Origin of the sequence: Pseudoalteromonas sp. (assembly GCF_018402495.1) — a bacterium.
Classification (GTDB): domain Bacteria; phylum Pseudomonadota; class Gammaproteobacteria; order Enterobacterales; family Alteromonadaceae; genus Pseudoalteromonas.
On record NZ_JAGYIU010000001.1, the window covers coordinates 689,551 to 703,870 of the forward strand.

Here is a 14,320-nt window from a genome sequence, read left to right on the forward strand (position 1 = left end):
CTATGGTTAAATCAACATTTGATTGGTCACGTCGTTATGAACAGCTATTACAAAGTGTTCAAAACCCGTTACTTAAAGATTTTTATCAACAGGCATTTACGGATCAAGCTGCGCCACTCAAAGACGTGCCCTTTGTTGCACTTGACTTTGAAACAACCGGACTTGATGCCAATACAGATGATATTGTGAGTGTGGGGTTAGTCCCATTTAATGTAAATCGTATTTATTGTAAGGATAGCCGCCACTGGGTTGTACAACCACGTCGTGATTTAAGCGAAGAGTCGATTGTTATTCATGGCATTACTCACTCAGAGGTTGACGAAGCGCCCGATTTAAATCGTATACTGGCGCCTTTATTAGCTGCTTTAAAAGGTAAAGTTGTAGTGGTACATTACGCGGCCATTGAACGTCATTTTTTTTATAATGCACTACTTATGCGCATTAAAGAGGGAATTGAGTTTGCGTTAGTCGATACCATGGAAATAGAAAGGCGAGCGCTTAAAGCCCGTCAGGGGTTATTAGGTAGATTATTTAACTCAAAGCTAGGGTCGCTAAGATTAAGCGATACCAGAAAGCGTTACTCACTGCCGCTGTATCAAAACCACAATGCACTTACAGATGCACTAGCAACAGCTGAATTACTCCAGGCCCAACTCAGTTATCATTATCGGTTAGATACGCCTGTGCGCGAAATTTGGCTTTAGTGATCTGCAAACGGCATAAACTAGTTGAGCAATTTAACCATAAATCCTCCTATATCGTTGTTAATTTTTTTATTTAGAACAACCATAGCTAAAGATCTTGCCCCGTTATAGAGCATTTTTTACTGCTACAATAGACTACATACCTAAGCCGATTGTATTAATGCATACTCAGATAAAAATAGCGTATTAAAAAAGCCGCAATTTGCGGCTTTTTTAATGTTTACTGTGTTATTTAACTGGGCGAGGCTCAGTTCGTAAGCCTAAAATTAAGCTTACACACATCAGTAATAATACAATAGTAAATGGCAGACCAGTTGAAATAGCACCCGCTTGCAGTGCTTCAATCGCTTGTGTACCACCAATCCAGAGTAAGGCAGCAGCAATTGCTCCCTCAACCGTAGCCCAAAATATGCGCTGCGGTACAGGTGCATCAACTATACCACCAGCTGTAATTGAATCGATTACAAGGGATCCAGAATCAGAAGAGGTAATAAAGAATACCAAGACCAAAACAATAGCAATAAAAGATAAAACACTCGCCAAAGGTAATTCATCAAACATTTGGAACATGGCCATAGGCACGCTTGTTAAACCATCCGTACCTAGCGCACCAATGCCTTGCATTACTTGATCAATCGCGATGCCACCATAAATTGACATCCATAAAATAGTAACCGCTGTGGGAATAAGTAATACCGCAGTTAAGAACTCACGAATTGTCCGGCCACGTGAAACTCGGGCAATAAACATACCTACAAACGGAGACCATGAAATCCACCAAGCCCAATAAAATACAGTCCAACCATGCATCCAAGTTTCATCTTCACGGCCGTGGGGGTTACTTAATGGAATAATATTCTCTACATAACCCATCACTGTATTTGGTATATTACCTATGGCAACAGCAAAACCTACTAAACATACAAATATCAGTAACACCAAAGCAATCAGCATGTTCATGTTACTCAGTAGCTTAACGCCACCATCAATTCCTCGAATGACCGATACAATGGCTAATAATGTTACGCCAACAATAACTAAAATTTGCGAGCCAATACCACCCTCAAGGCCAAATACGTGGTTTATACCAGCTGAAGCCTGTTGTGCGCCTAACCCTAAAGACGTTGCCAAACCAAACAAGGTAGCAAGCACAGCTAAAATGTCGATAATATGACCTGGCCAGCCCCATGCTTTATCCCCTAAAATAGGGTAAAAAATTGAGCGAATAGAAAGCGGTAAGCCTTTGTTGTAAGTAAAAAACGCTAAAGAGAGTGCAACAACAGCATAAATAGCCCAAGGGTGAAGCCCCCAATGGAACATAGTTGCTCCCATTGCAAGTTTTGCAGCTTCAGGTGTATTAGCGGCCACATTAAGCGGTGTTTCATACCAGCCGGTGTAATAAGCAACGGGCTCAGCAACCCCCCAAAACATTAAGCCAATCCCCATACCTGCCGCAAATAACATTGCAAGCCAAGAAACACGAGAATGTGAGGGTTTAGCATCGTCCCCGCCTAGGCGGATATTACCATAAGGCGAAAAAATTAAAGCTAAACAAAAAAGAACAAAGAAATTGGCAGCCCACATAAACAGGCCATCAAAATTATTAATGATGTCGTTTTTAACACCATCTAACGCTGTTTTAGCTACTTCGGCATCTGAAACTAATACGGCAACTAAGAACAAGGCTATTAATCCTGCGCTTATTCCAAATACAGGGTTATGTATATCAAACCCCCATTTTTGTACGTTGTCTTGACCTACGGTATAGTCCGTATTGTCAATACTGTACTTGTCATGATTCTTGCTCATGCAATACCTCACTGGTTAATGAAACAGGCTGGCTTTATACCAGTTTTATAGCTCACTGTATTCGTCTTATTAGATTTTTAGCAAAGAAGCTAATAACATGAATAGTTAGAAGACTAACTAATTTAATTGCCCATCATACCTTTCCTGTTAGGGGAGTTAAATATGAAATACGAAATAATTAACATTTTGCTAAAATTTTAAGCTGCTTTGTTTATTTATTAAACAAAGTGTTATGCTGATTAAGTAATGATACCTTTGTTAATTACTTAGCTTTTAGTCGTAAATTACAGTGAATGCAAGGATTATGTAAACGAAAATGCAACGTATAAAATTTTAGTGATTTTGTTTACCACAAAGGGCTAAGAGACGCTTCAATAAGCCAAACCACCGATGAAGGCGCAACCATCCGCTACACCCACCGTGACCGCCTAGGCAGCGCGCGGGTATTTACCGATCACAACGGGCAAGTAGAAGCAGAGCGAAACTTTGACCCATTTGGCAAACCACGTTTAGTTAGTGGCGGGTTAAAACCATTTGGGGCTTCAAAGCTCAGTGATGTGGCGGATGCTAAAACACGAAGAGGCTTTACCGACCACGAACATTTAGATAATGTAGAGCTCATTCATATGAACGGGCGGGTGTACGATTATAACCTTGGGCGGTTTATGTCGGTTGATCCTGTTATTCAAAGCTCAACGAATAGTCAGAGTATTAACCCCTATTCGTATATTATGAATAACCCGTTAAGTGGAACAGACCCGACTGGTTATACAAGTTGTGATGCAGATAACCCTGAAAACTGCCAAGAGGTTGCAGAAGAGCTAGGTAAAGATAAAAAGGCTGATATTACTCAGAGGCAATCTGTCACAGGTTCCCGCATAAAACGCGATGTGAAAGTCGGCACCATGACAGGCAATGGTACGGTTAATATTCAGATAGGTAATATGTCTGCAACAGCCGATATTGGCGCACCATCAACAACTGCAAAAGGTGTAAATAGTAACAATCTAAATAGTGAACAAGAAAGAACTTGGGGTAGTTACTTACCATTTTCAGGTACAGGGGGGTGAATCTGCACAGTTTTGGGCTAATAGGTTAGTTGATGCTGGTGGAGGGTTCACCGATGACCCAGTTGCATCTACTGGATTATTTTTCTCTGTATTATGGACACCTAATACAGCCGCAGACACATCTTTCGCTTTATTAGGTGGAGAGTTCTTTGCATTAGGTGGAAAAGCCTTTTCTTACGCTAGTTCTAAGATAATTGGTACTGCTCAATCTACAGGTACATTAGGGCACGCCACATTATCAAATATATATGCTTATGCTTATTCAATGAACCCTAGAGTAACTAGAGTCACTATGGATTTGGGCTACAAAAAACTGATGGATGGAGTGAAAAGTATGAGACTAAAGTATGGTCCACGCCCAGATGTTGCAGCAAGGTATAATGATGGTTCAATAAGAGTCAAAGAAATAGCATCTAAAACGGATAAACCTGCTCAGTTAATTCAGAAAAACGTGAGTAAGATGAGAAATGAGGGTATTAGTGGTAATGTAAGTGTTAGTAATGTAGCTGCTCAATTACAAAAATGGTTTGGTAAATAATTATGTTTTTCAAGAGTAAAATTAAATATAACGTTACTAAAGCATATTTCTTGGTAACAGAAACAAACTCGATCAATCTTGATAGTTTGTTTGATACTTTTCTCAAATATAGTGATTCTGAAGTTGTACAATTTTCTTTAAACTATGAGGAAGTAAAGGAAATAAAGTGTTTTTCACAAAAGAAGGTAGCGTTATGCACTGAGCATTTAGAAAATTTGGATTTTTATGACGTAAAAAGCAGGACGATCTTGACAGTGAATAAGGTCTTCACATATTTAAACTTTAAGTTTACAGTACTCGAATTTACTGTTGCAAATAGCTTTCGTAAAGATTTTAAAAAAGAAGTGCAACTGTTTAAAGATATTTCAAGTGCTGGGGACTTAGTATATGGTTATAGTCGAGTTTTGCGGAGTGACTATTTACCAATTACAGAAAACAAAGTACAAAGAAGATTATTTGGCGGTATATCGGCAACAGTTGAAAGTGAAGAAGCTAAGTGGTTAGTACACCCAGAAGGCATAGAACAAGGAGCAATTAAAGGCTTGTATCCTCTAAATTATTTGAATGATCAAGCTTTTAGTATCTTGCAGGAATATTCAGGCGGCTTTTTTGATAGTCATGACAGAGCAGGTAATATCATATTAATAGATCAGCAATCTCAAAAAAAGTTGTCTAATATATCGTCATTGGAAAAGTTCATGCATTTTTCTGAAACATAGTAACCAATGGGGTCGTGTCTTGCCTTTTGCCTGTCAACGATCTTCACGCTGAAGGTAGAGTAAAGCGGGTCTACCGCAGCGGTAGTTGGAAAACGTTTAGCTATAGTAACCAATGGGGTCGTGTCTTGCCTTTTGCCTGTCAACGATCTTCACGCTGAAGGTAGAGTAAAGCGGGTCTACCGCAGCGTTAGCTGGAAAACGTATAGCTATGATGCTCGTGGTAATATGACGCGAGGTGATGGGCTTACTAGTTCAACCTACAACGCTATGGACAAACCCACGCAAATTATAAAAAGGCGCCAATGGGGTCGTGTCTTGCCTTTTGCCTGTCAACGATCTTCACGCTGAAGGTAGAGTAAAGCGGGTCTACCGCAGCGTTAGCTGGAAAACGTATAGCTATGATGCTCGTGGTAATATGACGCGAGGTGATGGGCTTACTAGTTCAACCTACAACGCTATGGACAAACCCACACAAATTATAAAAAGCGGCAAAACTCTCAATTTTATCTATGGCCCGCAGCATATGCGCTTTAAACAAGTAAATGGCAGCGTGACCACGTACTATAGTGACAAGCTCTATGAAGAAGAAATAAACGGCATAAAAACCACGTGGCGAGCTTACATAGACGACATTGCAGTAATAAGCCAAACCACCGATGAAGGCGCAACCATCCGCTACACCCACCGTGACCGCCTCGGCAGCGCGCGGGTATTTACCGACCACAACGGCCAAGTAGAAGCCGAGCGAAACTTCGACCCATTTGGCAAACCACGTTTAGCCAGTGGTGGATTAAAATCATTTGGGAATTCAAAACTTAATGATTTGGCGGATGCAAAAACGAATCGTGGCTTTACTGACCATGAGCATTTAGATAGTGTAGAGTTAATCCATATGAACGGTCGGGTGTACGATTATAACCTTGGGCGGTTTATGAGTGTTGATCCGTTTATACAAAGCCCAACGAATAGTCAAAGTATTAACCCTTATTCTTATATAATGAATAATCCTATGGCTGGTATTGATCCGACTGGGTATTTAAGTGTTTGTGATACGTTTATTGTATGCACCAATGAACAAGTAAGAGATAAAAATTTTAATAAACAGATTAAGCTAGGTAATTCTGGAAAAGTTTCTAATGGATATAATAAGGGTGAAAATAAGAATAATAATCAACAGAATGTCGAAGATATAGGAGCCCCGTCTACAACTGAAAAACAAGCTGTAACAGATATTAAGGCTAACGCTGAAAAAGCTGTTTCGGATGGTCACTATGAGGGTGAAGAATTAATAATTCATAAGTCTACCGGAAATAACTCACCTGATTATTATAAAGATGATGGTACTCCTGTATGGATAACTAATCCCCATAGCGAAAAAAATAGTAAAGTGAGTATGCGGAGTGCCTCAAGAACTGAGCCCAGAGTTAAAAATATTAAAGGGTACTGGAGGGAAATAGGGCGTGTTTACGGGAAGGGCAGTAAGGGGACATTTATTGGATCGCGGAAAGTTAAATTAAATTTTTTTGATGAACAAGGACTCGCTCTTGCAAATGGTATCTATTTCAGTATTGATTATCAGCAATTGGGTAAAGATGGAAAGCCTATACCAACAATATCAAGTAAATCCCATGGGCAGCTAATGAAGGCTCTACCCATGGGGTTAACTTACGAGTTGTATGGTGGAAGTGTTGAGAGGTTTAGTTGGCACATAGAGACTAAAAGTTCTGCGGCTTCATGTGATAATTGCGGTGCTGGTGGAATAATAGTGAGTGAGTTTATTTATGAATAAGTTAGTGATAATTATTTCTTTATTGTTATTATTTGGTTGTAGTGATGATGAGACTTTTACTGCCTCAGATTGTATTACCAGAATTGAATTTGAATGGCAGAATGAGTCTGACCGAGAGAAGGCGAGTATAACTACAGAGTTTATGGATAGTTTTATCAGTTATTTTATATCTAGTTACGGGACTGAATTTCCGCCGCCAAGCTCTGCGGTGCAAGGTGAAAATCGTGAATTTATTTTTCTACAATTCACTGCCAACTGCAAGAATAAGGTTGAGATGACTAAGTCAATAACCGAAAAAGTTTTAATGAGCTCTAGTCACCTTCCTACAGTTCTCTTTTCCAATGAGTCGTTCAAGCCTAGTTATAATACGATATTGGTGGATGGCCCTTACTGGAGAGCAGAATAACTAGTAACGGGCTCACATCTTACTTCTTTGTAATAGTTATTTTATTAGAGTAAACCATCAAGTGCGCAATCACCCCCAGAAAAATTGCGCACTAACTGCCTGTCAAGTTACTTTTTAACGAGACAAAAAACGTCAAGACGGTCTACGCTTAATTTTGTTCTAAAACTTTGAGGTTGCCATGATGAATCATTTTGCGCTTTTGGCTAAATCACTTCGGTTGGCTGCCCAATACCACGCTCAACAACAGCGTAAATCAGATGGCTCACCCTACATTAACCATTTAATCGAAGTTGTCGATATGCTTGTTAATATCGCTCATGTTCAAGATGAAAATGAGTTGTGCGCTGCTGCTCTTCATGACAGCCTAGAAGATACAGAAATTACCAAGGAACAAATTGCGAATGAATTTGGTATTTGTGTGCTTGAAATGGTGCAAGCGCTAACAGATGACAAATCACTGTCATTAACAGCACGTAGGGCTAGTATGCTCGAACAGCTGCCCACTAAAGCCACCTCAGTCCAGCGTATTAAGCTTGCTGATATTTGCTCAAACGCTTCGGCCATTCCTTGTGGTTGGTCACGCGCCAATGGGGTCGCGTCTTGCCTTTTGTCTGTCAATGATTTTAACGCTGAAGGTAGAGTAAAGCGGGTCTACAGTAGCGGTCTTATGGGGTCAGGTCTTGTTTTTTGCTTTTTAGCCGATTAGTGCTTAATCTTTAGTTATTAATTTACTAACATAGATAGGTGAAAAGGTGGCTAGGCCACTAAGATTAGAGTTCGAAGGTGCTTTGTATCATGTTACGTCGCGAGGGAATGAGCGAAAATCGATTTACTTAGATGAGTCTGATTTTGAAGGGTTCTTAAAAGTATTGGGCGACGTGTGCGAGCGTTATAACTGGACTATCCACTCTTTTTGCTTAATGCATAACCATTACCACCTATTAGTTGAAACTCCAGACGCTAATTTAAGTAAAGGTATGCGTCAACTAAATGGTGTTTACACACAATGGTTTAATAGGAAACATCAACGTGTAGGGCATTTATTTCAAGGGCGCTATAAGGCTATTTTGGTTGATAAGGATGCGTACTTATTAGAATTAAATAGGTATATTGTTTTAAACCCAATAAGAGCGAAAATGGTCAAAAGCTTGTCGAAATGGCCTTGGAGTAGTTGGCACTTTATGATGGGGCTAGGACAAGTTCCAGAATGGTTTGAAATCGACAAAATGTTACTTCAATTTGGAAAATATAAAGCGATAGCAAGGCGAAAATTCGCCCAATTTGTTGAGCAAGGAGAGGGTGTGGATCCTTGGACTAATATTTCGAATCAGGTTTTTTTGGGTGATGATGAATTTGTTAAAGAGCATTTAGCATTACTTCAAGAGCAAGAAAGTGACTTATCTGAAGTGCCACATAAACAAATACAAAAACAGGTATTATCACTAGAAGAATATGCTCAAAAATTTGATAATCGAAATGATGCAATAAAAGCGGCTTATGCATCTGGCGGATATACACTAAAAGAAGTGGGTGGTTATTTTAAGTTACACTACTCACGCGTGAGTAGGATAGTGGCAAAAAACAAGACCTGACCCCATGTATTTCCGTATGTTTCATCCAAGTATGGCACTGCGAAATTTCGAGGTGTTGATTACAACAAAGCTAGAATAGCCAACTCTGACGTGTACAAGCACTCGTATCAAGGGCGAGTTCGGACGCACTATATAGAAAGAGGTCCAGCCATAAATCGCGATGACTTTTACTCTATCACTGAAAGGTAGTACGCATGAGAATATCAAACCTAATGACAAGAGTTTTAACGCTGGCGCTAATGTTATTTGCCAGCAACTCCTTGGCAGCTACAACTAAGTGCTCCAAATGGACTGAACTTGACCCAGAGACAAGCTGCGCCGCTTCAATTGTGCAGCTAATGATGTCACCCTCATCATATGAAAGTAAAGAAGTCAGGTTGGCGGGAGTGGTTTATTTTGAGCACGAGAGAAATTTATTATACATAGACAGGTACTCGTATAAAGAAGGGGTATATGAAAACGCTATCAACTTAGCCGTTGGCGTTGAGGACATTAAACCACTTACACGAGTAAATGGTGAAGTTGTTCGGATTTATGGTCGATTTCAAAAACTGAATGACGGGCATTACTATTTAGCTAAAATATCTCACATTAAACTCAAAGAAGGTGGGTTGATATTATTTGATGACTCGAGCGGCAAGGTAATCCCGACCATCATCAATAAAGCAAAATAGAAACAACCTAAGCTCACTTTGTGGGGTCAGGTCTTGTTTTTTGCCTGCTGGCACAAAAACCACCTGGCGGGCTTATATAGACGACATTGCCGTGATAAGCCAAACCACTAATGAGGGCGCAACCATCCGCTACACCCACCGTGACCGCCTCGGCAGCGCGCGGGTATTTACCGACCACAACGGCCAAGTAGAAGCCGAGCGAAACTTCGACCCATTTGGCAAACCACGTTTAGTTAGTGGCGGGTTAAAACCATTTGGGGCTTCAAAGCTCAGTGATGTGGCGGATGCTAAAACACGAAGAGGCTTTACTGACCACGAACATTTAGATAGTGTAGAGCTCATTCATATGAACGGGCGGGTGTATGATTATAACCTTGGCCGGTTTATGTCGGTTGACCCAGTTATTCAAAGCCCAACGAATAGTCAGAGTATTAACCCGTATTCGTATATTATGAATAACCCGTTAAGTGGAACAGACCCGACTGGTTATACAAGTTGTGATGCAGATAACCCTGAAAACTGCCAAGAGGTTGCAGAAGAGCTAGGTAAAGATAAAAAGGCTGATATTACTCAGAGGCAATCTGTCACAGGTTCCCGCATAAAACGCGATGTGAAAGTCGGCACCATGACAGGCAATGGCAATGGTACGGTTAATGTCCAGATAGGCAATATGTCTGCAACAGCCGATATTGGCGCACCAGCTAGTAACAATAAAGGGGCTAATAGTACCAGTGGAAAGCTGAAGTCAGGCACTACCGATGGTGCTGGTAACTCTTCTGATGGTAGTTCGGGGGTATCATCCACGAAAGAGTGGTCTCAAATTTCAAAGCTCATGAAGTCAAAAAGTGGTAAAGATAGGCAGCTAGCTATCGATATGGCAATTGAGTTGGGCGGTATTGACGTATCCCAAGTAAGTGGAAAGGTTACTTATCGAGGAGGTGATAATGAAACCACTCCGGACGGAGAGGTCAGTATTGGTACGGGGGCGTTTATGAGTAATAAGTATTTTAGAGCCTCGCCCGGATGGCTGATGTCGACCATAGCTCACGAAACAGAAGTGCACGTTAATTTACAGGCCAGAAAAAATAGATGGTGGGCTGATGCTGATGGCACAGCAATGCAAGAAGTCCAAGCTTATTATCAACACGAAATTAACAACACAGCACGATTCGGACTCTCAAGCAAGGAGGTTAACATATTAATAAGGCGTCGAGATAAGCATATGGATAATATCTACCATTACCGCAACGTAGACAGGGTTAAGCAGGGTGACTTCTCAAGTCATACGGTGTATTAAAATGATAAATAAAATAAAAAGCAGTATAATTCTTTTGGGGCTTACCATGGGTATCGCTAGCGCTTCTACTTCCGGGTTGAACTTCTCAGCCCAAAAGAAAGGTAGCAATCTGGACTTTACTATTTCAAATAATAGCTTAGATGTCATTTCTTTGAACAAAAGAATGTCACTAGGGCAACTAGGTGAGCTAAAGCTAGTATTTCGGAATGGTAAGGCATTTGAAAACCAATGTAAGATAAACTCTGACCTACCAACTGCTGCTGATTTTATAGAGTTGCACCCAAATCAAATTACTGGCTATTCAATCCCGCTGCAAAGATTAAAAAAGTGCTTTAATTTAGCTTCTGATACGTACGTAATGACGGCGAATTATAAAGGATTCAAAGGAGGTCAGACTGAATTAAATGGTTTATTATCAAACTTTTCTGCTTCCGATATAGTATTCACTGGTGAGCTAAAGGTCACTGGCGGCATTGAAGTTCAATAATTTAAGATGACTTGTGGGGGCAGGTCTTGTTTTTTGCCTTTTAGCCGATTACTAACGCGCCAATGGGGTCGCGTCTTGCCTTTTGCCTGTCAACGATCTTCACGCTGAAGGTAGAGTAAAGCGGGTCTACCGCAGCGGTAGTTGGAAAACGTTTAGCTACGATGCACGTGGTAATATGACCCAAGGCGACGGGCTAACAAGCGTCAGCTATAACGCGATGGACAAACCCACACAAATTATAAAAAGCGGCAAAACTCTCAATTTTACCTATGGCCCGCAGCATATGCGCCAATGGGGTCGCGTCTTGCCTTTTGCCTGTCAATGATTTTAACGCTGAAGGTAGAGTAAAGCGGGTCTACCGCAGCGTTAGCTGGAAAACGTTTAGCTACGATGCACGTGGTAATATGACCCAAGGCGACGGGCTAACAAGCGCCATCTATAACGCTATGGATAAACCCACACAAAAAGTAAAAAGCGGTAAAACCCTCAACTTTACCTATGGCCCGCAGCATATGCGCTTTAAACAAGTAAATGGCAGCGTGACCACGTACTATAGCTATAGGCTCTATGAAGAAGAAATAAACGGCACAAAAACCACGTGGCGAGCTTACATAGACGACATTGCAGTAATAAGCCAAACCACTAATGAGGGCGCAACCATCCGCTATACCCAACGCGATCGCCTAGGCAGCGTACGGGTATTCACCGACCACAACGGCCAAGTAGGAGCCGAGCGCAACTTCGACCCATTTGGCAAACCACGTTTAGTTAGTGGCGGGTTAAAACCATTTGGGGCTTCAAAGCTCAGTGATGTGGCGGATGCTAAAACACGAAGAGGCTTTACTGACCACGAACATTTGGGTAATGTAGAGCTTATTCACATGAATGGTCGGGTGTATGATTATAATCTTGGCCGGTTTATGTTGGTTGACCCCGTTATTCAAAGCCCCACGAATAGCCAAAGTATTAACCCCTATTCGTATATTATGAATAACCCGTTAAGTGGGACAGATCCGACAGAATATGCAAGTCGTAGTGTAGATGATGCCGCAGGGTGCCAAGACGTTGCAGAAGATCTGGGTAAAGGCGAAACAGCCGATGTAACACAAAAGCAATCTGTCACAGGTTCCCGCATAAAACGCGATGTGAAAGTCGGCACCATGACAGGCAATGGTAATGGTACGGTTAATATTCAGATAGGCAATATGTCTGCAACAGCCGATATTGGGGCACCATTACACTCGAAACTTGGGGCACTTATCATGGATACTTTATGAAGGTTACTTACCAGCACAGCGCCAATTTAATGGCATCGGCATTATTAACGTATACTAATATGCGCACATATTATGAGCATTACGGCGTTGATTGGCAGCAACATAAAATATATGAACAAATAGTAGGCCTTGAAAACTGGGATATTGTGGTAAATGGCGATGTAGTGGGTGCAATGCGTTTAGCTTATGATGAAAGTGGCTGTTACATTCGTGATTTACAAGTAGATGCCACGTTTCGAAATAAGGGGATTGGTGCTGCAGCAATTAGTGAGTGTTCTCATTTAGCTATGCACCGAGGTGCTATGCAACTTAGGCTTCGGGTTTTTAAAATAAGCCCTGCGCACACGCTTTACACACGCTCAGGTTTTAGCATAGAAAAAGAAGATGATAGATTTTACTATATGTCTAAACGCATCGCTTAACAGCTAATTGCCCCGATGTTATGCGTATGCAAGGGTAACTTAATACCCTATTCAGTCACTCTCAATTACTGTTTTTTGCTTTGCCTAGTAAAATATCGCGTACGCAGCCACCCCCAATGACTGTTGCACTGGCTACTAGCATAACCCCAAACCAATCCATGTTTCTGCGCCCAGCGCTGAGTGCACCGGTCATGGCTTCTGCTGTAATACCGATAATATAAACAATAGTGAGTAGCATCAAATAGTCACTTAACTTTAAGAGCAAAAATAAAAGTGCGATTGTAGAGATAAAAGTGTGCATTGACGAGTGAAAAATTACGTTAAAAAAGCGACGTTTACATTACTAAAACTAATCTAATAGTGAAGTGTTAATAAACGTTAACTTAAAGGGTGCTTGCAAAAAAAGAATAAATGACTGCCAAAATATAATAAAGTCTGACTAAATTTTAAAGGTAATAGGAGCATGATATTGCTGCTTATAAAGAGCGATTATATAAAGTGAATTAACTTGAACCACGCGAAATTAATCGCGGTGGCAGTAAGGTACTTTGTACTTGCTCACCACGAATTAATTTGAGTAAGTTTTCAACTAACATTTGCCCCGCTATAGTGGTGTTTTGCTCTATGGTTGTAAGTGGCGGATTAATGTAACTGGCAATAGAAATATTATCAAAGCCTATTACGGCTACATCTTTTGGCACGTTAATATTGGCTTCTTTCAACGCGCGTATAGCCCCTATGGCAATCAGGTCGCTGGCAGCAAAAAGTGCATTAAAAGTAATGTTATTAGCAATTAAAGAGCGAGTAGCATGGTAGCCGGATTCTTCAGTTGAGATTGCATTGGCAATTTTACGTTCATTGAGTGTAACGCCGTTTTGCTGTAACTCTTCTTTAAAGCCATTAAAACGGGCAAAAAACTCAGGGCTGTGATCAGATGCATCACCAATAAATGCACAATCAGTTCGGTTATGCGCCAGTAAATGCTCAGCGGCAAGTTTACCACCGCCATAATTATCGCAACTTATAGTTAAATCAGGGCGGTTATCAACGCTTGCTCCCCAACAAACAAATTTGGTGTTTTGCTCAAGCAAGGTATTAAATTTTGGTTGAAAATCAATGTAGTCGCCATAACCTAATAAAATGATGCCATCTGCTCGATGGCTGTCTTCGTAGTCTGCTTGCCAATCAGCGCTGGCTGATTGAAATGAAACAAGTAGATCATAACCTTCTTTTGCGCAGGCACGGGTAATGCTGCCCAGCATGGCTAAAAAAAACGGATTGATTTGTGATTCATCTGAGGTCGGGTCTTCAAACAACAGCAATGCTAGGGTACTGCTTTGTTGAGTGCGAAGGTTACTGGCGTTTTTGTCTACTTTGTAATTAAGTTTTTTAGCAATATCGTGAACACGTCTTCGGGTTTCGTCATTTACCAGTGGACTATTTCGTAAAGCACGGGAAACTGTAGATTGAGACACCCCAGCATAATGGGCTATATCAAACGAGGTGGCTTTACCTTTCATCACGATTACTTACTTA

15 protein-coding genes and 1 pseudogene are annotated in these 14,320 nt (G+C 41.0%); 13 read left to right on the forward strand and 3 right to left on the reverse strand.

The annotated features are described in order from the left end of the window. Positions 1-2 precede the first annotated feature (2 nt). Positions 3-704: a 3'-5' exonuclease gene (locus KG708_RS03145; protein ID WP_213608076.1), complete on the forward strand. Its 702-nt coding sequence runs from the start codon at positions 3-5 to the stop codon at positions 702-704. A gap of 228 nt (positions 705-932) precedes the next feature. Here KG708_RS03145 and KG708_RS03150 read toward each other — a convergent pair whose 3' ends face one another. Next, positions 933-2,513 carry a BCCT family transporter gene (locus tag KG708_RS03150; RefSeq protein ID WP_213608077.1) on the reverse strand — a complete coding sequence of 527 codons (1,581 nt, stop codon included), beginning with the start codon at positions 2,511-2,513 and terminating at the stop codon, positions 933-935. 404 nt (positions 2,514-2,917) lie between these two features. On the opposite strand from KG708_RS03150, the gene KG708_RS03155 reads away from it, so the two are divergent. The 12 genes from KG708_RS03155 (at position 2,918) to KG708_RS03210 (ending at position 12,784) form a co-directional block, all read left to right on the forward strand. Next, positions 2,918-3,583, forward strand: coding sequence for an RHS repeat-associated core domain-containing protein (locus KG708_RS03155; protein ID WP_366513572.1), 666 nt, complete (start codon positions 2,918-2,920; stop codon positions 3,581-3,583). After that, positions 3,528-4,121, forward strand: coding sequence for a hypothetical protein (locus KG708_RS03160; RefSeq protein ID WP_213608078.1), 594 nt, complete (start codon positions 3,528-3,530; stop codon positions 4,119-4,121). Before KG708_RS03155 ends, KG708_RS03160 begins: the two co-directional genes overlap by 56 nt. A gap of 50 nt (positions 4,122-4,171) precedes the next feature. Next, on the forward strand, positions 4,172-4,840 hold the full coding sequence (locus KG708_RS03165; RefSeq protein WP_213608079.1) for a hypothetical protein: 669 nt from the start codon (positions 4,172-4,174) through the stop codon (positions 4,838-4,840). A 310-nt stretch (positions 4,841-5,150) separates the two neighbouring features. Next, complete coding sequence (locus KG708_RS17455; RefSeq protein WP_366513549.1) at positions 5,151-6,629, forward strand: RHS repeat-associated core domain-containing protein; 1,479 nt, start codon at positions 5,151-5,153, stop codon at positions 6,627-6,629. Beyond that, positions 6,622-7,035 (forward strand): hypothetical protein, encoded by a 414-nt coding sequence (locus KG708_RS03175; RefSeq protein WP_213608080.1) that lies wholly within the window; start codon positions 6,622-6,624, stop codon positions 7,033-7,035. The genes KG708_RS17455 and KG708_RS03175 overlap by 8 nt, the downstream gene beginning before the upstream one ends. A 178-nt stretch (positions 7,036-7,213) precedes the next feature. Continuing rightward, entirely contained in the window at positions 7,214-7,741 is a 528-nt protein-coding gene (locus KG708_RS03180; protein WP_213608081.1) for an HD domain-containing protein, read from the forward strand. 46 nt (positions 7,742-7,787) lie between these two features. Further along, complete coding sequence (locus KG708_RS03185) at positions 7,788-8,627, forward strand: transposase (protein ID WP_213608082.1); 840 nt, start codon at positions 7,788-7,790, stop codon at positions 8,625-8,627. Between the two features lie 194 nt (positions 8,628-8,821). After that, entirely contained in the window at positions 8,822-9,301 is a 480-nt protein-coding gene (locus KG708_RS03190; protein WP_213608083.1) for a hypothetical protein, read from the forward strand. Positions 9,302-9,341: 40 nt separating this feature from the next. Beyond that, on the forward strand, positions 9,342-10,598 hold the full coding sequence (locus KG708_RS17460) for an RHS repeat-associated core domain-containing protein (protein ID WP_301003023.1): 1,257 nt from the start codon (positions 9,342-9,344) through the stop codon (positions 10,596-10,598). 1 nt (position 10,599) lies between these two features. Continuing rightward, positions 10,600-11,085 carry a hypothetical protein gene (locus tag KG708_RS03200; protein WP_213608084.1) on the forward strand — a complete coding sequence of 162 codons (486 nt, stop codon included), beginning with the start codon at positions 10,600-10,602 and terminating at the stop codon, positions 11,083-11,085. A gap of 269 nt (positions 11,086-11,354) precedes the next feature. After that, positions 11,355-12,362, forward strand: a complete 1,008-nt coding sequence (locus KG708_RS03205; protein ID WP_301003025.1) for an RHS repeat-associated core domain-containing protein — start codon at positions 11,355-11,357, stop codon at positions 12,360-12,362. Then, a complete protein-coding gene (locus KG708_RS03210; protein WP_213608085.1) occupies positions 12,359-12,784 on the forward strand; it encodes a GNAT family N-acetyltransferase in 426 nt (141 codons plus the stop codon). The genes KG708_RS03205 and KG708_RS03210 overlap by 4 nt, the downstream gene beginning before the upstream one ends. 82 nt (positions 12,785-12,866) lie before the next feature. Here the strand turns inward: KG708_RS03210 and KG708_RS03215 are convergent. After that, a pseudogene (locus KG708_RS03215) lies at positions 12,867-13,022 on the reverse strand (TRIC cation channel family protein); the annotation flags it as partial. Positions 13,023-13,287: 265 nt separating this feature from the next. Then, complete coding sequence (locus tag KG708_RS03220; RefSeq protein WP_213608086.1) at positions 13,288-14,304, reverse strand: LacI family DNA-binding transcriptional regulator; 1,017 nt, start codon at positions 14,302-14,304, stop codon at positions 13,288-13,290. Positions 14,305-14,320 lie beyond the last annotated feature (16 nt).

What these genes read in the sequence shown, in the direction of transcription:
- KG708_RS03145 (WP_213608076.1), top strand. Translation starts at nt 3, where the DNA reads ATGGTTAAATCAACATTTGATTGGTCACGTCGTTATGAACAGCTATTA.
- KG708_RS03150 (WP_213608077.1), bottom strand. Translation starts at nt 2,513, where the DNA reads ATGAGCAAGAATCATGACAAGTACAGTATTGACAATACGGACTATACC.
- KG708_RS03175 (WP_213608080.1), top strand. Translation starts at nt 6,622, where the DNA reads ATGAATAAGTTAGTGATAATTATTTCTTTATTGTTATTATTTGGTTGT.
- KG708_RS03180 (WP_213608081.1), top strand. Translation starts at nt 7,214, where the DNA reads ATGATGAATCATTTTGCGCTTTTGGCTAAATCACTTCGGTTGGCTGCC.
- KG708_RS03190 (WP_213608083.1), top strand. Translation starts at nt 8,822, where the DNA reads ATGAGAATATCAAACCTAATGACAAGAGTTTTAACGCTGGCGCTAATG.
- KG708_RS03200 (WP_213608084.1), top strand. Translation starts at nt 10,600, where the DNA reads ATGATAAATAAAATAAAAAGCAGTATAATTCTTTTGGGGCTTACCATG.
- KG708_RS03205 (WP_301003025.1), top strand. Translation starts at nt 11,355, where the DNA reads ATGGCCCGCAGCATATGCGCCAATGGGGTCGCGTCTTGCCTTTTGCCT.
- KG708_RS03210 (WP_213608085.1), top strand. Translation starts at nt 12,359, where the DNA reads ATGAAGGTTACTTACCAGCACAGCGCCAATTTAATGGCATCGGCATTA.
- KG708_RS03220 (WP_213608086.1), bottom strand. Translation starts at nt 14,304, where the DNA reads ATGAAAGGTAAAGCCACCTCGTTTGATATAGCCCATTATGCTGGGGTG.